At 68.2% G+C, this 19,737-nt stretch carries 17 protein-coding genes; 8 read left to right on the forward strand and 9 right to left on the reverse strand.

Annotation, left to right across the window (positions count from 1 at the left end):
* Window positions 1-32 precede the first annotated feature (32 nt).
* From ACQP1O_RS42665 to ACQP1O_RS42700, 8 genes are all read left to right on the forward strand, one after another.
* Window positions 33-587, forward strand: a complete 555-nt coding sequence (locus ACQP1O_RS42665; protein ID WP_433563888.1) for an NUDIX hydrolase — start codon at window positions 33-35, stop codon at window positions 585-587.
* Complete coding sequence (locus tag ACQP1O_RS42670) at window positions 584-3,103, forward strand: DUF6049 family protein (RefSeq protein WP_433563889.1); 2,520 nt, start codon at window positions 584-586, stop codon at window positions 3,101-3,103. The genes ACQP1O_RS42665 and ACQP1O_RS42670 overlap by 4 nt, the downstream gene beginning before the upstream one ends.
* A gap of 464 nt (window positions 3,104-3,567) precedes the next feature.
* Window positions 3,568-7,398 carry a lipid II flippase MurJ gene (locus ACQP1O_RS42675; RefSeq protein WP_433567999.1) on the forward strand — a complete coding sequence of 1,277 codons (3,831 nt, stop codon included), beginning with the start codon at window positions 3,568-3,570 and terminating at the stop codon, window positions 7,396-7,398.
* Window positions 7,399-7,771: 373 nt separating this feature from the next.
* A complete protein-coding gene (sigM, locus tag ACQP1O_RS42680; RefSeq protein ID WP_433563890.1) occupies window positions 7,772-8,359 on the forward strand; it encodes an RNA polymerase sigma factor SigM in 588 nt (195 codons plus the stop codon).
* A 122-nt stretch (window positions 8,360-8,481) separates the two neighbouring features.
* Window positions 8,482-9,396, forward strand: a complete 915-nt coding sequence (locus ACQP1O_RS42685) for a hypothetical protein (protein WP_433563891.1) — start codon at window positions 8,482-8,484, stop codon at window positions 9,394-9,396.
* Between the two features lie 257 nt (window positions 9,397-9,653).
* Window positions 9,654-10,637 carry a thioredoxin-disulfide reductase gene (gene trxB, locus ACQP1O_RS42690; RefSeq protein WP_433563892.1) on the forward strand — a complete coding sequence of 328 codons (984 nt, stop codon included), beginning with the start codon at window positions 9,654-9,656 and terminating at the stop codon, window positions 10,635-10,637.
* A gap of 11 nt (window positions 10,638-10,648) precedes the next feature.
* Window positions 10,649-10,987 (forward strand): thioredoxin, encoded by a 339-nt coding sequence (gene trxA / locus ACQP1O_RS42695; protein ID WP_433563893.1) that lies wholly within the window; start codon window positions 10,649-10,651, stop codon window positions 10,985-10,987.
* 221 nt (window positions 10,988-11,208) lie between these two features.
* Complete coding sequence (locus ACQP1O_RS42700) at window positions 11,209-12,405, forward strand: N-acetylmuramoyl-L-alanine amidase (protein WP_379384558.1); 1,197 nt, start codon at window positions 11,209-11,211, stop codon at window positions 12,403-12,405.
* A gap of 70 nt (window positions 12,406-12,475) precedes the next feature.
* On the opposite strand, the gene ACQP1O_RS42705 is transcribed toward ACQP1O_RS42700, so the two are convergent.
* The 9 genes from ACQP1O_RS42705 to rpmH form a co-directional block, all read right to left on the reverse strand.
* Window positions 12,476-13,195: a GNAT family N-acetyltransferase gene (locus tag ACQP1O_RS42705; protein ID WP_433563894.1), complete on the reverse strand. Its 720-nt coding sequence runs from the start codon at window positions 13,193-13,195 to the stop codon at window positions 12,476-12,478.
* 160 nt (window positions 13,196-13,355) lie between these two features.
* Window positions 13,356-14,372, reverse strand: coding sequence for a ParB/RepB/Spo0J family partition protein (locus tag ACQP1O_RS42710; protein WP_433563895.1), 1,017 nt, complete (start codon window positions 14,370-14,372; stop codon window positions 13,356-13,358).
* A gap of 44 nt (window positions 14,373-14,416) precedes the next feature.
* On the reverse strand, window positions 14,417-15,385 hold the full coding sequence (locus tag ACQP1O_RS42715; protein WP_433563896.1) for a ParA family protein: 969 nt from the start codon (window positions 15,383-15,385) through the stop codon (window positions 14,417-14,419).
* A 350-nt stretch (window positions 15,386-15,735) separates the two neighbouring features.
* Window positions 15,736-16,473 (reverse strand): 16S rRNA (guanine(527)-N(7))-methyltransferase RsmG, encoded by a 738-nt coding sequence (gene rsmG / locus ACQP1O_RS42720; RefSeq protein WP_433563897.1) that lies wholly within the window; start codon window positions 16,471-16,473, stop codon window positions 15,736-15,738.
* Window positions 16,474-16,631: 158 nt separating this feature from the next.
* A complete protein-coding gene (locus tag ACQP1O_RS42725; protein ID WP_433563898.1) occupies window positions 16,632-17,168 on the reverse strand; it encodes a protein jag in 537 nt (178 codons plus the stop codon).
* A 30-nt stretch (window positions 17,169-17,198) separates the two neighbouring features.
* The gene (gene yidC, locus ACQP1O_RS42730) at window positions 17,199-18,278 is read right to left on the reverse strand and encodes a membrane protein insertase YidC (RefSeq protein ID WP_433568000.1); all 1,080 of its coding nucleotides are present in this window, start codon (window positions 18,276-18,278) and stop codon (window positions 17,199-17,201) included.
* Between the two features lie 4 nt (window positions 18,279-18,282).
* Entirely contained in the window at window positions 18,283-18,603 is a 321-nt protein-coding gene (gene yidD, locus ACQP1O_RS42735) for a membrane protein insertion efficiency factor YidD (protein ID WP_433563899.1), read from the reverse strand.
* The gene (rnpA, locus tag ACQP1O_RS42740; protein WP_433563900.1) at window positions 18,600-18,971 is read right to left on the reverse strand and encodes a ribonuclease P protein component; all 372 of its coding nucleotides are present in this window, start codon (window positions 18,969-18,971) and stop codon (window positions 18,600-18,602) included. The genes yidD and rnpA overlap by 4 nt, the downstream gene beginning before the upstream one ends.
* A gap of 87 nt (window positions 18,972-19,058) precedes the next feature.
* Window positions 19,059-19,202, reverse strand: a complete 144-nt coding sequence (gene rpmH / locus ACQP1O_RS42745) for a 50S ribosomal protein L34 (protein WP_033085250.1) — start codon at window positions 19,200-19,202, stop codon at window positions 19,059-19,061.
* Between the last annotated feature and the right edge of the window lie 535 nt (window positions 19,203-19,737).

The following is a 19,737-nucleotide window of genomic DNA, read 5'->3' on the forward strand; positions in this document are numbered from 1 at the left end:
GGCGGAGCCGCCGTCCCCTATAGACTGACGCAGTGTCCCCGGCCGATCGCGCGAACAGTCGACGCCGCCAGCCCCGGCGGCGTGGTTCGGCCGGTACTGCGGCGAAATCCACCGGTTCGGCCAAGCCCCGCATGCGGACGGTCCGCGAAACCTCCGCGGGCGGACTGGTCGTGGACGGCCTCGACGGCCCCAGCGATAAACGCTGCGCCGCCCTCATCGGCCGCACCGACCGGCGCGGGCGACTGCTCTGGTCGCTGCCCAAGGGCCACATCGAAGAGGGCGAGACCGCCGAGCAGACGGCCATTCGCGAGGTGCAGGAGGAGACCGGCATCCACGGCACCGTGGTCGCCGAGCTCGGCAGCATCGATTACTGGTTCGTCACCGAGGGCCGGCGGGTACACAAGACCGTGCACCACTATCTGATGCGCTCACTCGGTGGTGAGCTCTCCGATGCCGATGTCGAGGTCACCAAGGTGGCCTGGGTTCCCTTGAGCGAACTAGACTCCCGGCTCGCCTACGCTGACGAACGCAGGCTGGCCGAGGTCGCCAACCGGCTGATCGACCGGATGGAGAACGGCAGACAATGACGCGTGCGGGATCGCAGCGCACGCTGCTTTCACTCGTCGCGGTAATGCTGGCGGTGCTCACGACGCTGGGAATCGGACCCGGAATCGGCACACCCATTGCCGCCGCCGAACCCACCGGCAGCGGCAGCGGACAGCCGAGCGGACCGAAATTCCTGAAGCTGTCCCTCGATTCGGTGACGCCCACCGCCATCACCGCCGCCAGCGACCCCTACTTCGTGGTGTCGGGCACCGTCACCAACATCGGCGACCGGCCGGTGGACGACGTCAGCATCCGCATCCAGCGCGGCGCGGCCGTCACCAGCCCCAGCGGGCTGCGCTCCACCCTGCGCCTGGACCAGGTCAACTACGACATCAACGGTGAATTCCAGGACGTCTCGGACCGATTGACCCCCGGACAGCGCAAACAGTTCAGCCTCACCGTCGCCCTGCGCGCGGGAACCGATCTGCCCAGCGACATCTCGTCGCTCGACATCGCCGCGCCCGGCGTCTATCCGCTGCTGCTCAATGTGAACGGCCAGCCCGCGTACGGCGGGCAGGCCCGCCTCGACGACGCCCGCTTCCTGCTGCCCGTCCTCGGCGTCCCCGGCACCGACCCCAAACGCGCGCTCGCACCGCCCGCTCCGCCCGCCATCGACGCCCCGCCGGTGGCCACCACCATGCTGTGGCCGCTGGCCGACCGGCCCCGCCTGGTCGCCGGACAGCCCGGGACCCCCGACGGGCAGGCGCTGCTCACCGACGACGACCTGGCCGCCTCACTCGCACAGGGCGGACGTCTCGACCAGCTGCTGTCGGCCCTGGAGAGCGTGGTCAAACCCGACAGCGGGCGCGACCGCAACCTCGTCAACGCGCTCTGCCTGGCCGTCGACCCGGACCTGCTCATCACCGTGTCCGACATGACCAGGGACTACCGGGTGCTGGCCAGCCCCTCGGATCCGGACGGGCCGACCCGCTCCGGCACCGGCAGCCACGCCGCCAAGGCATGGCTGGAACGGCTGCGCGCCCTCGCACCCGGAATGTGCGTGGTGGCACTGCCGTTCGCGCAGGTCGACCCGAGCGCGCTGGCCGCCGCCGGCGACGTCACGCTGGCCGACCGCGCGCTCAACGCGCCCGCCGACCTGATCGACTCCCTGCTCGCGGTGAAATCGGTACGCGGCGTGGCCATTCCGGATGCCGGCACCGTCGACACCGAGGGCGCCACGCTGTTCGCGCACCACGGCTTCACCACCACCGTGCTCGCCGACAACGCCGTGACCAGCGGTGACAACCGCGCCAACTTCACCGCTGCCCGGACCCCACCGGCCGGCGCGGCCCCCGAACCGGGCACCCCCGACGTGGTGAACCTCGCGGACGTCACGCTGCCACCCGCCGCCGGCCCGACCCCGCCGCCCGCGCCCGCCACCCTGCACGCCGCCACCTTCGACATCTGGGCCGCGACCGCCCTGGCCGCCATCGGATCCAATCCGCCCACACCGCCTTTCACCCCCGACAAGGTCCGCTACGAAGTCACCAACGACTCGCGCGCCGCGCGACTGCAGGACGCGCTCGGGGCCATGGCCTGGACCGCGCTCAACCCGGAACCCGGCCGCCCGCGCTCGGCGCTGCTGACACCGCCGCAGCAGTGGGGCGCCAACCGGGACGAAGCCTCCACAGTGCTGGGACAACTGGACCTGCTGGTGAAGAACGGCCTGGCCACGCCGCGGCCGTTCACCGATTTGATTGCGCAGCAGCCGGATCCACAGGGCTACGAGCTCGACTACCCGAGCGAGGCCGCCGACGACGCGGTACCCGCCCACTTCGCCGAACCGGTGCACCAGCAGGCCCAGCGCATCACCGAGCTGATGGGCGCGCTGGTGGACGTGCCGCAGCAGGAACTCAGCCCGCGCGCCTTCCTCACCCCGCTGCGCGACGACCTGATCCGGGTGCTCTCGCTGTCCGACCGGCGGGCCGCGGCCGCCGCCGCGGACACCAACGCGCAGCGCCGCCTCGACCAGACCACCAAAACCATGGACAACCTCTATGGTTCGGTGACGGTGCTGCCGCCCGGCGGCGTCTACACCCTCGCCTCCGAGCAGAGTCCACTGCTGCTGGTGGCCCGCAACGACCTGCCGGTGGCCATCCGGGTGCGCTTCAAGATCGACGCGCCGGCCGAGACGAACATCACTGATATCGGCGAACAGCAGCTGCCCGCCAAGGGGAATCGATCCTTCCAGATCCCCACCGAGGTATCCGACAGCCGAAACCTGGTCATTCCTATCGCGCTTACCACATCCGACGGGGTGCCGCTCGGCAATGCCGTATCGGTATCCGTGCGGTCCAACGCTTACGGTCAGGTGTTGGCAATAATTACTGCGTGCGCCTGTGCGCTGCTGCTCCTGCTGGTCGGCCGCCGGCTCTGGCACCGCTTCCGCGGACAGGCCGACCCGGCCGACGAAGGGTTCGACCCCGAGCCCAGAGGCGGAGACGACAGTGCGGGGCGCGTGGGTAAGCCGGACAAGAAACGACAGGAGGCACGGTGAGCGAGTACGGCGGGCCGCGCTCATCCGGCCGACCAGAGGGACCCGACGGGCCGCCGCCGCGGCGCACGCCATCCGCGCCGTGGGAACGCGGCGCGCCCCGCCCCGGCCCGCGCGGCCCGCAGGGGCCGGCCTCGGGACAGCAGCGGGCGGTTCCCGGTAATCCGCAGGGATACCCGGGACAGCAGTATCCGGCCAAACCGTCCGGTCCGCAGCGGCAGGCGCCGGCGCCCGGCGAATCCGGGCCCATCATGCACCGCCCCCGCCCCCAACAGGGACGACCCGAGCCCATGGCGGGCGGCCGCGTCCCGGCCGAAGAGCGCTACCACTGGGGACACCCCGGCAGCGAGGGCAACCGCCCGCCCGGGCCCGGCCAAGGCTCCATACCTCCCAACGAGCTGCGCTACCCGACACCGCCGATGTCGAACCCGCGCCAGGCTCCGTCGACCGGTCCACAGCGCCAGGCGATGCCGCGCACCGGGACCGTTGCACAGGTGGAGGAGAAGCCGGACAACTCGAACGCCAAACTGGTCCGGGATACCGGGTCCCTCGCCATCGCGACCCTGATCAGCCGCATCACCGGTTTCGCCAAGCAGGCGCTACTGCTGACCGTGCTCGGCCCCGCCATCGCCAGTGCCTTCACCATCGCCAGCTCCATCCCGAACATGATCTCGGAGCTGCTACTCGGCGCGGTGCTGACCGCGATCGTGGTTCCCACCCTGGTCCGGGCCGAGCGCGAGGACGCGGACGGCGGAGCGGCCTTCGTGCGACGCCTGTTCACCACGGCGCTCACCGTCCTCGGCACCGGCACGGTACTCGCGCTGATCCTCACGCCGGTCCTGACCAAGCACGTCTTCCTCTCCGCCGACAGCAAGGTCAATTCCGGGCTCACCACCGCGCTGACCTTCATGCTGGTCCCCGCGGTGCTGCTGTATGGAATGTCCGCGCTGCTCATGGCGATTCTGAACACCCACCAGGTGTTCAAGCCCGGCGCCTGGGCGCCCGTTCTCAACAACTGCGTCGCCCTGGTGGTGCTCGGCCTGTACGCGGTGACACCCGGTGAGATCACGCTGGATCCGGTTCGAATGGGCGAACCGAAGCTCCTGCTGCTCGGTATCGGCACGACGCTCGGCGTCGCGGTCCAGGTAGCGACGCTGCTGCCCGCGATTCGCAGGGAGGGCATCGATCTACGGCCGCTGTGGGGGATGGATGCCCGCCTCAAGCAGTTCGGCGGGATGGCCGCGGCCATCGTCCTCTACGTCCTGATCAGCCAGATCGGTTTCAGTTTCACGCTGCGCATCTCATCGCACGCCGATGTCGCGGGTCCGACGATCTACCAGAACGCCTGGCTGCTGCTGCAATTGCCGTGGGGTGTGCTCGGCGTGACCCTGCTGACCGCGATCATGCCGCGGCTGAGCCGCAACGCGGCCGCCGACGACACACCGGCGGTGGTGGACGATCTCGGCGCGGCAACCCGGCTGACCATGATCGCGCTGGTCCCCATCGTCACCTTCCTCACTTTCGCCGGACCCCAGATCGGCGAGGCGATCTACGGTTACGGCCGCTTCGGCGGCGACGCCGCGCGACTCGGCGAGGCGGTGTCCTGGTCGGCGTTCAACCTGATTCCGTACGCGCTGGTGCTGATTCACCTGCGCGTCTTCTATGCGCGTGAACAGGCGTGGACACCCACCTGGATCATTCTCGGCATCACCAGCGTGCAGATCACCCTGTCCGCGCTCGCACCGGTCCTCGTCTCACCGGACAACGTGGTCATCGCCCTCGGCGTGGCCCGCGGCCTCGGCTTCGTCACCGGCGCGATCATCGGTGGCTGGCTGCTGCACCGCAGCCTCGGCGATCTGCGCATGGCCAACGTCGGCCAGACCATCACCCGCGTGGTACTGGCTTCGCTGGCGGGTGGCGCGGTCCTGCTCATCGTGGACACAGTGCTGGGCCTGCACCGGCTTTCGGACAGTTTCGGCGGATTCGGCTCGCTGGTGCGGGTCGGGATCACCGCCATCGTCATGTTCGGCGTGGCATTCGGGCTTATGCGCCTGCTCGGGATTCCCGAGATCGTGGCCATCACCGTGGCCATCTCGCGCCGGCTCGGCATCACGCCGCCCGCACCGGATCTCGACCTCGACGGCACGCCGCTCGAGGACATCCACGAGACCACGCTGCTGCCCAAACCGGACCTGCGTGCGGCGCCGTACTACTACCGCTTCGATCCGTACCTCGACGCGCAGACCATGGTGCTGCCCGTCATCCGGCCCGATGCGGTTGACCTCACCGAAAAGACCGAGTTCCCGTACCCTGTTCGGCAGGCAAGCGCAACTGCCCAGACCGGCATGTCCGCGGACAGCTCCCGCGGCACGCCGGACAGTGCACGGACACCGGACGGCGGCTTCCGCACGACGTCGGATGCCGGCGCAGCGGTTCCGGCTCCGATACATCGGTCTTCGACACACCAGGGCGAAGGAGGAACGAGGGTGAGCGACGATGCGGCGGGCGGTGTCCCGGCCGCCGAATCCGCAACGGCCGCGGGCGGCGGGCTCTCCACGGACACCCCTCCCTCCGGCGCTGCCGGCGGAAAGCCCGGTGGCCGAGCCGAATCCGCGGCCCAATCCGGCGGGTCCGGCGACCACGAGGAGCCGGAGCACCTACCGGAGGCGGAGGACCACGCCGGTCCCGAAACCGGCGTGTACGAGGCCATCTCGCCGCAGATGCCGCCCATGCGGGTGGAATCGCCGAGCAAGCGCATCCAGCGCGGCCCCAAGCTGACGCCCGGCGCGTCCGTGGCGGGCGGCCGGTACCGGCTGCTGGCCAGCCACGGCGGCGCGCGCGGGCTGAAGTTCTGGCAGGCCCTCGATGTGAAACTGGACCGTGAGGTCGCGCTCACCTTCGTCGACGCCGATCAGCAGGCCACCGACAACTCCGGACACGATGGGCCGCAGGCCATCCTGTCACGCACGCTGCGCCTGGGCCGGATCAACTCGCCCGGTCTGGCGCGCGTACTGGACGTGGTGCGCGGCTCCTCCGGCGGCATCGTGGTGGCCGAGTGGACCCCCGGCCGCTCGCTCAAGGAGATGGCCGAGACCGTGCCGTCGCCGATCGGCGCCGCGCGCGCCGTCCGGGCGCTGGCGGCCGCGGCCGAAATGGCGCACCGCGGTGGCGGTTCGCTGTCCATCGACCATCCGGACCGGGTGCGGATCAGCGCCGCCGGCGACGCCGTGCTGGCCTTCCCCGGCACGCTGTCCGACTCGGACGCCCAGTCCGACGTGCGGGGCCTGGGCGCCATGCTCTACGCGCTCATGACCGCGCACTGGCCGATCCGGGTCGGCGGCGTCTCCGGCAGCGCGGCCACCGTCGGCGGCCTGCCGCTGGCCGACTTCGGCCCGGACGGAACGCCGGTGGAGCCCAGAACCATTCGGCCCGAGGTGCCCTTCGAGATCTCGGCGGTCGCGGTGCGGTCGCTGGAGTCCAACAAGGGCGTGCGCACCGCCGCCACCGTCCAGCACGTGCTGGAGCAGGCGTCGGTGGTGGACCAGAAGACCGACTTCATCCCGGTGCTGCGCCTGGGTCAGAAGCCGCCCAGCGCACCCGACGAGACCCTCGCCGATCCGGAACTGCTCGCCGCAGAGAAGGAACGCTCGCAGCGGATGATGTGGATCCTGGTCGGTCTGGGCGTGCTGGCCGCGCTGGTGGTCGGCGTCATCATCTGGTGGCTGCTGAGCGTCTTCGCGCCCGGCTCCTCCAACGCGCCGCTCAACGAACAGCGCAATATCGGCCTCACCACCTCGGCGACGGCACCGGCCGCCCCCGGCGCGTCCCAGGTTCCGACCGGCGCGCCGGCCACCGGCGGAGTGCCGGTGCCGGTCACCGGCGCCACGGTGTTCTCCCCGGAGGGCACCCCGGACAATGTCGGCAGCATCGCGGCGGTGCTGGACAACAACCCGGCCACCACCTGGCGCACCGACGCCTACTTCCAGCAGTTCCCGGCCCTGAAGAAGGGCGTGGGCGTACTGACCACGCTGGGCAGCCCCAGCAAGCTGACCAAGGTGATCATCGAATCGCCCTCGCCCGGAACGCAGGTCGAGATCCGCACCTCGCCGACCGCCTCGCCGACCCTGGATCAGACCCAGCTGATCGGGTCGGCGGTGCTCGGCGACGGCACCACCGAGATTCCGGTGCGGGCCGATCAGCCGGCCCGCTACGTGCTGGTGTGGATCACCCAGCTGGCCAACAACGGGGGCCAGTTCCAGTCTTCGATCGCCGAGATCCGATTCGAAGCCAGTGTCTAACTTGCCCTCCGCTTCGCTCCGGGCTGGTTCGCGGCCCTGAAGGTCTCGTTCTTCCCTCCTCCGCTTCGCTCCCCCGCTCCAAGGCGGAGGTCTATTCCAGCCGCAGTCCAGAACGAGACGGGCCGCGAACCTGAGAGTTGAACATCACACTGAGCGCTGATTACAAGCACGTCGCGCAATTCAGACCAAGCGCCTGCTACCTGCGCTTTTTCTCGATTTTCGGTGCTACCGAATCGTTATCTTCGATATGATCTTGCGTACTCTCGGCAAGGGGAGCTCCCGGGCGCCGACTTCTACGGTCCCGGATGACAGCCACACATCTCGGTGACGCCCGGCCCGTGAACAGGCCGTGCCACCGGTCTGAGGGGAAGCATTGTCGTCAGCGCACGAACTCGTGGAAGCACCGCAGGTCAGCGATCGCGACCTGCTCACCGCCCACGCCGGTGGGGCCCCCTACGCCTTCGCCGAACTGCTCCGCCGCCACCGCGACCATCTCTGGCAGACCGCGCTACGCGCCTCCTACGGCCCCGAGGACGCCGCCGACTCGCTCCAGGACGCCCTGCTGTCCGCGCACAAGGCCGCGGGCGCCTTCCGCGGCGACGCCGAGGTACGCAGCTGGCTGCACCGCATCGTGGTCAATGCCTGCCTGGATCGCATCCGCCGCAACAAGCTGCGCCGCACCGAACCCCTGTCCGACGACACGGCCGACGAACCACGCTGCCCGCGAGACGATTTCGCGGCCCTGGAGGCCACCCTGGTGGTCGACGCCGCGCTGTTCACCCTGCCCGCCGACCAGCGCACCGCCCTGGTCGCCGTCGAGCTCGAGGGTTACACCATCGCGGATGCCGCTGCGCTGCTGGGCATTCCGGAGGGCACCGTCAAGAGCCGGTGCGCGCGCGGGCGGCGGCGGCTCGCGGCGCACTTTCACGAAGCGAACACCGGACAGGCGATGAACACCTGAATTCGACTCGAACACCGCAATATTGGGGGAACCTTGAACGGTTCCGCTGCGTCGGATACAAAGACAGGTCTGCGTTTCCTACTCGAAGCCCTGGAGGGGCAATGGAGGACACCGGAGGAGCAATGGCGGGTACCGCGGTACCCACGCCGCCCTTCTCCACCGAACTGCTCGCCGATCTACACGGCGGCAGTCTGCCACCCGAAGAATCCGAGCGGCTCTGGCCCGCGGTCCGGCGTGACCCGGAGGCCATGCGCTATCTGAACTCACTCGACCACGTCGACGATCGCCTGCACGACCTCGGCCGCGACGAACACATCGCCCACCCCATGCCCGCCGAGGTGGCCGCCCGTCTGGAACGCATGATCGACGACCTCGCCACCGGCGACGAGGACCCGGCCACCGGCCCGGCCACCGCCGACCGGCCTGCCACCGTGACCCGGCTGCCCGTCGCGCCGCCGCCCGTCACCCGCTCCACCCATCCGGCCCCGCCGTCCACCACCCCCATGCCGGTGCTCGACGGCTCCATCTTCGACACCGGCCGGCTCGACCCCCGGGAGCTCGAGGATCCCGAACCTCCAGCCGCGCCCGAGGACGACACGGATCCCGGCGAGCCCGTCCCGTTCGAGACCCCCTCCCGCCGCCTGCGCTGGCTCACCATCGCCGCGGCCGCCGCGGCGGTGGTCGCGGGCGCCGTGGTGGCCGTGGACGCCGTCAGCACCGGCACCGTGGCCCCGGCCGCCCAACCGGCCGCCGACGCCAACCTGGACCCGGGTCTGGCGCCGACGGCCGTCCTCACCGCCATGGGCCGCCACGACATCACCGGCCCACTGGCCACCGGCAACGCCCTCGCCACCTGCCTGCAGGCGGCCGGCCTGGACCGCCAGATACTCGGCTCCCGCAGCGTCGTGTTCTCCGGCACACCCGGCGTCCTGGTCCTCCTGGCCGGCCCCAAACCCCCGCAGATCACCGCCGCCGTCCTCGGAACAGCCTGCGGCCCAGGCAATCCCCAGGTCCTCGGACGCGCCGACATCGGCTAGAGGCGAACAACCGTAGAGATTCACCCGGAGTTCGCGGCCCGGCTCGATTCTGGACTGCGGCTGGAATAGACCTCCGCCCTGGAGCGGGGAAGGGAAGAATCGAGCTTCCGGCTCCATAGACCTGCGCCTTGGCCGCGAACCCGCCGGAACGAAGCGGAGGCAGTTAGACCCGGGAACAACACCGTTTAGGCTGTTGTTGACCGACACGCTCACGCTCGAGCGATCGAGATTCTGCACTACAGCTTCGGAGGGCCACCTTGAGCACGCCTGTTCGCGACCTGATCATCGTCGGTTCCGGTCCGGCCGGCTACACCGCCGCGGTGTACGCCGCCCGTGCGGAACTGGAACCGCTGCTCTTCGAGGGCACCCAGTTCGGCGGCGCGCTCATGACCACCACCGAGGTCGAGAACTTCCCCGGCTTCCGTGAGGGCATCATGGGCCCCGACCTCATGGAGGAGATGCGGGAGCAGGCCAAGCGCTTCGGCACCGACATCCGCACCGAGGACGTCGACGCCCTCGACCTGACCGGGCCCATCAAGAAGGTGACCGTCGGCGGCGAGGTCCACGAGGCCTACGCTGTGATCCTCGCCATGGGCTCCGCGGCCCGCTACCTGAATGTCCCGGGCGAGCAGGAGCTGCTCGGCCGCGGCGTCAGCGCCTGCGCCACCTGTGACGGCTTCTTCTTCAAGGGCCAGGACATCGTGGTGGTCGGCGGCGGCGACTCGGCCATGGAGGAGGCGACCTTCCTCACCAAGTTCGCCAGCTCGGTGACCATCATCCACCGCCGCGAGGAGTTCCGCGCCTCCCGCATCATGCTGGAGCGGGCCAAGAACAACGACAAGATCCGCTTCGTTCTGAACTCGGAAGTCGTTGCGGTGCACGGGGATACCTCGGTCACCAGCCTGACCCTGCGCGACACCCGCACCGGCGAGACCTCCGAGCTGGCCGCCACCGGCCTGTTCGTCGCCATAGGCCACGACCCGCGCAGCGAACTGGTGCGCGGCCAGGTCGATCTGGACGACGAGGGCTACGTGCTGGTCCAGGGCCAGAGCACCTACACCTCGCTCCCGGGCGTCTTCGCCGCGGGCGACCTGGTCGACCACACCTACCGGCAGGCCATCACCGCCGCCGGTACCGGCTGCCGCGCGTCCATCGACGCCGAGCGCTGGCTCGCCGAGCAGGGTGACATCACCACCAACACCCTCGATCACGCCGGTCAGCCGGTGGAAGTGAACAACTGAAGGAGCTAGGCATGTCCGACGCCAAGACCGGTGCCACCAAGACGGTGACCGATGCCACGTTCGCCGACGAGGTCTTGCTCAGTGAGAAGCCCGTACTCGTCGACTTCTGGGCCGCCTGGTGCGGCCCGTGCAAGATGGTCGCCCCGGTGCTGGATGAGATCGCCGCCGCCAACACGGACAAGATCACCATCGCCAAGGTGGACGCCGACAACAACCCCGAGACCGCGGCCCACTACGGCATCATGTCGTTGCCTACCATGGTCCTGTTCCAAGGGGGCAAGGAAACCAAGCGGATCGTCGGCGCGAAGGGCAAAGCCGCCCTCTTGCGCGAACTGGACGAAGTTCTTTAACGACATGCTGGATAGAATTTCGGCGCCAGGGAGGCCTACGTGGTTACGCAAGCTGCCTCCTTCGGCCCCTGACGCAGGCACCAGGGTTAGGATGCCTGCACTCGACAGTTGCCGAAATTCGGTCCGGGTCTGAAACAATCGTTCGACGCTCCGGTCGTGCGTAGGTGTGAACCGCCGCATGAATGGGTACCCGGGTTGGCGGAAGGAAAGGGCTCTCACGCATGCACCGACTTCGTCACGGCGATACAGGACCAGCCGTAGCAGAGGTTCGGAGCACCCTGGCAAGCCTCGGGTTCCTGCATTCCCGCCCCAACAGCGACCCCTCGGGTCCGATCGGGGAGTACTGGAAGGACGCCGACGCGACCTTCGACCATGATCTGGACTCCGCGGTGCGTGCCTTCCAGCAGCACCGCGGACTCCTGGTCGACGGCGTGGTCGGTCCGGCGACCTACCGCGCGCTGAAAGAGGCGTCCTACCGCCTCGGCGCGCGGACCCTCATCTACCAGCTGTCCGCACCGCTGTACGGCGACGATGTCGCCACGCTGCAGCGGCGACTGCAGGATCTGGGCTTCTACGTGCACCGGGTGGACGGCTACTTCGGCCCGCACACCCACGACGCGCTCACCTCGTTCCAGCGCGAGATCGGGCTGTCCTCGGACGGCATTTGCGGTCCCGACACCCTGCGCTCGCTGGATCTGCTGGGCGCCCGTGTCACCGGCGGCAACCCGCACCGGATCGCCGAGGAAGAGGTGGTGCACCGGGCCGGGCCGCAGCTCACCGGTAAGCGCATCGTGATCGATCCGGGCCTGGGCGGACCCGACAAGGGCTCCCCGGTGCCGACCGAATTCGGTGACGTCTACGAATCGGAGATCCTCTGGGATCTGGCCAGCCGGCTCGAAGGACGCATGGCCGCAACCGGTATGGAGACCTTCCTGTCCCGGCCGTGGGGGGCCAACCCCTCCGACGCCGAGCGGGCCGAGACCTCCAACACCTTCGACGCCGACCTGATGATCTCGCTGCGCTGCGCCAGCAATGACAGCGGTGCCGCCAGTGGCGTGGCCAGCTTCCACTTCGGCAACTCGCACGGCTCCACATCCATGATCGGACAGGTGCTGGCCGGGTTCATCCAGCGCGAGATCGTGGCGCGAACCTCGTTGCAGGACTGCCGGACCCACGCCCGCACCTGGGATCTGCTGCGGCTCACCAAGATGCCGACCGTCCAGGTCGACATCGGCTACCTGACCAGTGATTACGACTCCTCGGTGCTGACCAACCCGCGCATGCGCGACGTGATCGCCGAGGCCATCTTGATCTCCGTGAAGCGGCTGTACCTGCTGGGCCAGGATGACCAGCCCACGGGGACATACACATTCGCCGAACTGCTCGCAGAGGAACTGGCGGCCGCAGACCGGCTCTGATGTTTCACATGAAACAAACCCCTCCAACCCATTAGGGCTGGAGGGGTTTTTCGTCGGGGGAGTGGGAGGTCTACCGCGTCGCGATGCGGGTGGGCATCGTCAGCGCGGCCGCCGCGAGGAGCTGATCGAGCGCACGCTCGACGTCTTCCTTCCACAGGTGCTCGTGATCCAATTCCAGACGCAGGCGCGGGAATCGGTGATGCGAGGCGACCACCTTGAAACCGACGTCCTCCAGGAAGTCGGCCTCGATCATGCACTGCTCCGGCGAACACCCGGACGGGGCAGGCGCGGGGGAGCGGCGCGGCGTGCCGATCCGCTCCCGCAGTGTCATGGAACCGATGGCCGGCATCGCGGTCGTCGGCGGATCCTTGCGAATGCCGAACGCCTCGATGGCCCGTACACCGCGCCGCACCAGATCGCCCACCACGGCCTGAATCAGCTGAAGGGCTATGTCGGTGTCGCGGTAGGGCATTTCGGCGCTCAGCGTGGTCAGCAGCACCGCATCCGGGCTTACCGGGGATGTGGGGAAGAGAGCGGCACGCGGCACCGCGCTGGGCGGTGCATAGAGCGCACAGCCCGCCGACCGGTCATCCACCACGGCGACCTGTCCGCACGACCCCCACTGCAACATGACGGTGGAGAGCCAGGCCTCCTTCTCGAAGGTCGGGTCGCTGAAGCTATGGGAATCCGCCGCCACGGCCGGATCGATCTCCCAGAACACGCACCGCCGCGCATGTACCGGAAGTTTGTCGAGTCCGCCGAGGGTAAGTGCGGTCACGCTGGTCGACACTGCTCTGCTCAGCCTCCAGCTGTCTGATTCATCCACACTCACGCCGCATCACACAGTGCTCGCCAGCAAGAATAAGCGATCAACGCTTTACGCCTCTCCAGGGCCATGAACCCGAACGTCACAGTGACGTTTCCACTGTGACCCTCGGGGTGGACCCACTCTAGGGCTTCGACTGCTCCATGAGACTGACAATTCGTTCGAGATCATCGATGGAGCCGAACTCGACCGTGATCTTGCCCTTGCGCTTGCCCAGACTGACCGTCACGCGGGTGTCGAAGGACTCCGACAACCGCTCCGCCACGTCCTGCAGACCCGGCATCTGAATCGGCTTGCGCTTGGGCGCCGGGGGAGTGACCGCATCCGGATTCCGATTCGCCAGAGTGACGGCTTCCTCGGTCGCCCGGACCGACATGCCCTCAGCCACGATCCGCGCGGCCAGGGCCTCCTGCGCGTCGGCCCCCGCCTCCAAGGCCAGCACGGCACGGGCATGCCCGGCCGACAGCACGCCGGCCGCCACCCGGCGCTGCACCGGAATCGGAAGCTTCAGCAGGCGAATCATATTGGTGACGACCGGACGCGAACGGCCGATGCGCGAGGCCAGTTCCTCGTGGGTGACGCCGAACTCCTCCAGCAGCTGCTGATAGGCGGCCGCCTCTTCGAGTGGATTCAGCTGCACCCGATGGATGTTCTCCAGCAACGCATCCCGCAGCATGGAGTCGTCCGCGGTCTCCCGCACGATGGCCGGGATGGCGGGCAGGCCCGCCTCCTGGCTGGCCCGCCACCGGCGCTCGCCCATGATGAGCTGATACCGGGGGACCGGTGCGGACTCGACCTGACGCACCACGATGGGCTGCATCAGACCGAATTCCTTGATGGAGTGCACCAGTTCGGCCAGCGCCTCTTCTTCGAAGATGGTGCGCGGCTGCTTGGGGTTCGGCTCGATCTGCTCCGGCGGGATCTCCCGGTAGACCGCACCCGCGCCCGTGGCGTCGACACCCGACTCGACCGGATCGGGAACCCGATGCAGATACGCCGATGCCGACTGCGGACCAACCGGATCCAGCCCGATGACAACATTGGCGGCGGCATTGCCGAGCCCGCCGGGCGTGGTCGCCGGGCCGGTCGGGATCAGTGCCGCGAGGCCGCGCCCCAGTCCACCCTTCTTCGCCTGACTCATCGGCCTACCGACCCCTTCCATTGTTCACCGCCACCGAGATTCACCTACACACCGGATTGTGCGTCCGAAACGGGCACCGACGCAGTCTGGCGCGCCGAGTTACGCGACGCGATCTCGCGTCCGGCATCGAGGTAGCTCATCGCACCCCGCGAGCCCGGATCGTAATCGAGGACGGTCATGCCGTAGCCGGGAGCCTCCGACACCTTCACGCTGCGGGGGATGACCGAGCGCAGCACCGCGTCGCCGAAGTGCGAGCGCACCTCCTCGGCCACCTGATCGGCGAGCTTGGTGCGGCCGTCGTACATGGTGAGAACGACGGTGGAGACGTGCAATCCGGGATTCAGGTGTGCCTGCACCAGACCGATATTGCGCAGCAGCTGACCTACACCCTCGAGTGCGTAGTACTCGCACTGGATGGGGATCAGCACCTCCTTGGCGGCGACCATCGCATTGACGGTGAGCAGACCCAGCGACGGCGGGCAGTCGATCATGACGTAGTCGATGTCGTACCCGGCGAGGTTGGCCTCATGGATGGCGGCCTTGAGCCGGCCCTCACGGGCGACCATGGAGACGAGTTCGATCTCGGCGCCGGCCAGATCGATGGTGGCCGGGATGCACAGCAGCCGTTCATTGTGCGGGCTCTGCTGGATGGCGTCGCTGATCGAGCACTCGCCGATGAGGAGTTCGTAGCTGGAGGGGATGCCCGAGTGGTGCGCGATGCCGAGCGCGGTACTGGCATTGCCCTGCGGGTCGAGGTCGATGACGAGCACCCGCATGCCCTGAATGGCGAGCGCGGCAGCCAGATTCACGGCCGTCGTGGTCTTGCCCACGCCGCCCTTCTGATTGGCGATGGTGATGATGCGCTGTTCCCGGGGACGCGGAATCTGAGCATTGGTGCCCGACAGCACCTGACTCGCGCGCTGCGCCTCGGCGGCAATCGGGGTGTCAGCAGAGATGTTCCCGAACGGGGTACGGCTGAACTCGTCGGTATCGAAGGGACCGCTATCGAGCATGCCGGGAACCCGGGACGTTGTTTCCCGTGAAACATTCGCCGGACCGTTGGACATACAGGCTCCTAACCCGAAGAACTCAAAGACACATGGCCGAGCAGAATTTCGCGCACCTGGCAGCAACGGCCGCGACGCTGCGTTGTCACCGAGGGCTGGCTCGAATCGGCTGGAAGTCGTTCACGCTCGACGTTCATTAGCTTGCCAGTAGTGGACACAATACGGAAGTTGAACGGACAGCTTCGCACCGCGACACACCTCGAGTCGGGGAAACTCACCCGCGAAACCACTCAAAGATCGCAACCGGCTTCATGTTTCACATGAAACATTGCGACCCCGGAGTTGCCCGAGCTTCGTCAGTGACGCTTCGGGCGACTGGTCCCACGACCCCCACCCTTGCGCTCCGCGCGGCGTTCGGCGCGCGCCAACCGCTCGGCACTGATCACATAGGTCGGCGTCTCGAGCACTCCCGCACCACATTCCAGAACCTCGGCGTGCCCCGCGCCCGCCTTGGTCAGGTCGTCGCGATCGCGCTCGAGTTCCTCGGCGGCGCTGATTCCCTTGAGCGCCAGCATCCGTCCGTGTTCGTGGACCAGCGGCATGGACCACCCCGCCAGCTTCGCCAGGGGAGCGACCGCGCGAGAGGTGACGATGTCCGCGCCGCCCGCCTCCTTCTTCACGCCGGCCTGCTCGGCCCGGCCGCGCACAATGAGGACATTGTCGAGTCCGGCCTCGGCCACGAACTCGGCCAGGAAGACGGTCCGGCGAAGCAGCGGCTCCACCAAGGTGATTCGGAGATCGGGCCGGGCGATGGCGAGCGGGATGCCGGGCAGGCCCGCCCCGCTGCCGATGTCGACCACGCGCACACCGTGGGGGATCAGGTCACCGATCACCGCGCAGTTGAGAATGTGGCGATCCCACAGCCGGGGAACCTCACGCGGGCCGATCAGTCCGCGCTCCACGCCCGCGGTGGCGAGGGCGGTGTAGTAGAGCCGGGCCTTGTCGAGCCGATCGCCGAAAACGACCGCGGCAGCGGCCGGGGGATCAACCGGACCCGGAGCGGTCATCTCGGTGTCAGGTTCCACGTGAAACATCCTTCCGAACGAACTTGCCCAACCCGTGGGGGGACTCTCGGGGATCATGCCCCCGAACCCCCTCGCACGGTGGCGAATTGCGACGGGGGACGACTTCAGACAAGCGTAGGGCCCCCGGGTCTCTGCAACCCGGGGGCCCTGCCGTATGTGTCCGCGTGTCAGGCGGGGAGCACCACCACCCGGCGGTTCGGCTCCACGCCTTCACTCTCGCTCACCACACCGTCGAGGGCGGCCACGGCATCGTGGACGATCTTGCGCTCGAACGGGGTCATGGGGGCGAGGGCTTCACGCTCACCGGTTTCCAGCACGCGCTTGGCGGCCTCGGTGCCGAGCGCGCTCAGTTCCGAACGACGATTGGCGCGCCAGCCCGCGACATCCAGCATGAGCCGGCTGCGCACGCCGGTCGTCTGCTGCACGGCCAGCCGGGTCAGCTCCTGGAGCGCGTCCAGCACCTCGCCCCGGCGGCCGACCAGCTTCGCCAGATCCTTACCGCCGTCGATGCTCACGACGGCGCGGTCGCCCTCCACATCGAGGTCGATATCGCCGTCGAAGTCGAGCACGTCCAGCAGCTGCTCGAGGTAATCGCCGGCGATCTCGCCCTCTTCGATGAGCGCTTCCTCGGCGTCGGTCGCGGCGTCCGGTGCCGCAGTCGCTGCCGTCACAGTGGGGTCCCCTCCGTCGGTTTCAACAGTCATGGTTGTTTCCTTCATCTGGAGTTGTAAGTCTCAGCGACGCCGCTTCTGGTTGGCGCGGCCACGATTACCGGAGCGCTTCTTGCCGGTGCTCGGCCGGGCGCCGGGCGCGGGCTTGGCACCATTCTGCGACGCCTGCGGCGCGTCGGAGACGGCGTCTTCGACGGGGGCGTCCTCAACCTTGGCGGCCGCCTGCTTCTTGCGGACGTCGACCGGCTTGGCGCCCGGCTTCGGGGCGTGCTGCGCGCGACGCTCCAGGGCGGCCTTCTTCTTCTCTTCTTCTTCCTTCTCGATGCGGCCGAAGACGAGGTGCTGCTGTCCGTAGGTCCAGATGTTGTTGGAGACCCAGTAGATCAGGATGGCGACGGGGAGGAACGGACCACCCACGAGCACACCGAGCGGGAAGACGTACAGCGCCATCTTGTTCATCATGGCGGCCTGCGGGTTGGCCGCGGCCTCCGCGGACTGCCGGGCCACCGAGGCGCGGGCGTTCATGTGAGTCGCGATACCGGCGATCACCATGAGTGGAATGGAGACCGCTGCGATGGCCACCTTGCTCGGCACGCCGCCGTAGTCGGCGAAGGACTGCAGCACGGTGGCGGGCTCGGTGATGTAGGCCGACAGGGGAGCACCGAAGAGCCGGGCGCTCAGGAACGACTGGACATCGTCCACACCGAAGATGTAGTTCGGGGTGTGCGCGTTGTCGTAGGGCGACATACCCAGCTGCCCGATCCCATGACCGGTCCGGTTGAACGACCGCAGCACGTGGAACAGACCCAGGAACACCGGAACCTGCAGCAGCACCGGCAGACAGCCCATGAGCGGGTTGAAGCCGTGTTCCTTCTGCAGCTTCTGCATCTGGACCGTCATCTCCTGACGGTCGTTCTTGTACTTCTTCTGCAGCTCCTTGATCTGGGGCTGCAACTCCTGCATCTGCCGGGTGGTGCGCACCTGCTTCACGAACGGCTTGTAGAGCACGAGCCGCAACGTGAACACCAGGAACACCACGGCCAGTGCCCAGGCGAATCCGCTGTTCTTGCCCAGCACATACCCGAATGCCTGGTGCCAGAACCACAGAATGGCCGACACCGGGTAATAGATGAAGTCGAGCACGGCGCTATGCACTCCCGTCGTTCGTATCGCCGGTCACCGCGGGCGATGATCCTTCGTAAGCTGATGCCGCGTGCCGGTGCTTGCGCTCCGGTACGGGGTCCCACCCACCAGGGTGCCAGGGCGCACATTTCGCCAATCGGACGGCCGTCAGTCCGAGCCCGACGAACAGTCCGCGGGTGCGCAGCGCCGTCACCGCGTACTCACTGCACGAGGGAGTGAATCGGCACACCGGCATGCGGGTGGGGGAGTAATAGGTCCGATACAGCTCGATGAGGAATATCAGAGCTTTGGCCGGGATCCGGGCACCGGCGCGCAGCGCGTTCATGAGAGAGCGCCGAGCTTGCGCAAACCGCTGTGCAACTGACGCAGCAGTTCGTCGGAGGGCGCGCCGGCGGCACCCGGCAGGGCGCGAATGACAATGTCTGCGCCGCCGGGCAATTCGGCCGTCAAGCTTGCGCAGATATGACGCAGGCGGCGGGCCACCCGGTGGCGTACCACCGCCGGACCCACCGCCTTGCTGACGATCAAGCCGAATCGCGGACCGCCCACCCGGATGTCCGGGGTCGATCCGCTCGACTGATCGTCGTGTAGCAGTACGTGCACAACTAGGTCCCGTCTCCCGATCCGCCGGCCCTGGCGCACCGTCCGGGAAAAGTCGATGCGCCGGTGCAGCCGGTAGGGCTCAGACAGCACCTGAGCATCCAGCGGAGTGCGGGCGGATGGGGGACCGGAGACCGGACGGCGAGTCGCACATACGACGCCGCATCCGGGGTTACCGAATCAGGCCGTGAGCTTGGCGCGGCCCTTGCCACGGCGCGCCGAGACGATGGCACGACCCGCACGGGTCCGCATCCGAAGACGGAAGCCGTGGACGCGCGCCCGACGACGGTTGTTCGGCTGGAACGTCCGCTTGCCCTTGGCCACGGTCAACACTCCTCTAGGTGGTGGGCATCCGGTGACGCCCGAAGCTTGTCGGTGAAACGGTGCTCTCGAGGGACCGGGGTCTCTCGGCGCAATACCCTTGTCGGCACGGGCAGCAGACAGCCGCCACCGCACCACAGGGTGACTGTAGAAGGGTACTTACCCCCTGGACGAGGGTCAAACTCGGGGGTCGAGGCCCGATTTCCGCACTGGATCGATCGTTCCGCGTGGCGTTTGCTGGGGGTTCGTGTCGCGGCGTGGGCGTCGTGTACGGTCCTTTCCGGTCCTTCGCTGCGACCGCGGTTGACTTTGCCAGCTGATTGCTGTGAACCCGCAGGTACGCGCCCGGTTCGGGGAATCAGACACGCGGTTGCGTGCATCCCCAGGTTGTCCACATCTGTGGATAATTGTGTGGAAAGACCCCTGGAGTGGCATATTCGTAGGGCCGACGGTGACTCGCCGACGCCCGGTGACTGGGGGAGCCGAGCAGCGCAGACCGTCTGCTCCTATCGACCTACATCCGGGGAGGACTACGTTC

The organism is Nocardia sp. CA-151230 (assembly GCF_050942175.1).
Taxonomy (GTDB): Bacteria; Actinomycetota; Actinomycetes; order Mycobacteriales; family Mycobacteriaceae; genus Nocardia.

Coding starts and splice junctions, on each gene's coding strand:
- rsmG (WP_433563897.1), bottom strand. CDS start 16,473: ATGTTTCACGTGGAACCTGACACCGAGATGACCGCTCCGGGTCCGGTT.
- ACQP1O_RS42710 (WP_433563895.1), bottom strand. CDS start 14,372: ATGAGTCAGGCGAAGAAGGGTGGACTGGGGCGCGGCCTCGCGGCACTG.
- ACQP1O_RS42670 (WP_433563889.1), top strand. CDS start 584: ATGACGCGTGCGGGATCGCAGCGCACGCTGCTTTCACTCGTCGCGGTA.
- yidD (WP_433563899.1), bottom strand. CDS start 18,603: ATGAACGCGCTGCGCGCCGGTGCCCGGATCCCGGCCAAAGCTCTGATA.
- ACQP1O_RS42700 (WP_379384558.1), top strand. CDS start 11,209: ATGCACCGACTTCGTCACGGCGATACAGGACCAGCCGTAGCAGAGGTT.
- ACQP1O_RS42715 (WP_433563896.1), bottom strand. CDS start 15,385: ATGCTCGATAGCGGTCCCTTCGATACCGACGAGTTCAGCCGTACCCCG.
- ACQP1O_RS42675 (WP_433567999.1), top strand. CDS start 3,568: ATGCCGCGCACCGGGACCGTTGCACAGGTGGAGGAGAAGCCGGACAAC.
- trxA (WP_433563893.1), top strand. CDS start 10,649: ATGTCCGACGCCAAGACCGGTGCCACCAAGACGGTGACCGATGCCACG.
- ACQP1O_RS42685 (WP_433563891.1), top strand. CDS start 8,482: ATGGCGGGTACCGCGGTACCCACGCCGCCCTTCTCCACCGAACTGCTC.
- ACQP1O_RS42725 (WP_433563898.1), bottom strand. CDS start 17,168: ATGACTGTTGAAACCGACGGAGGGGACCCCACTGTGACGGCAGCGACT.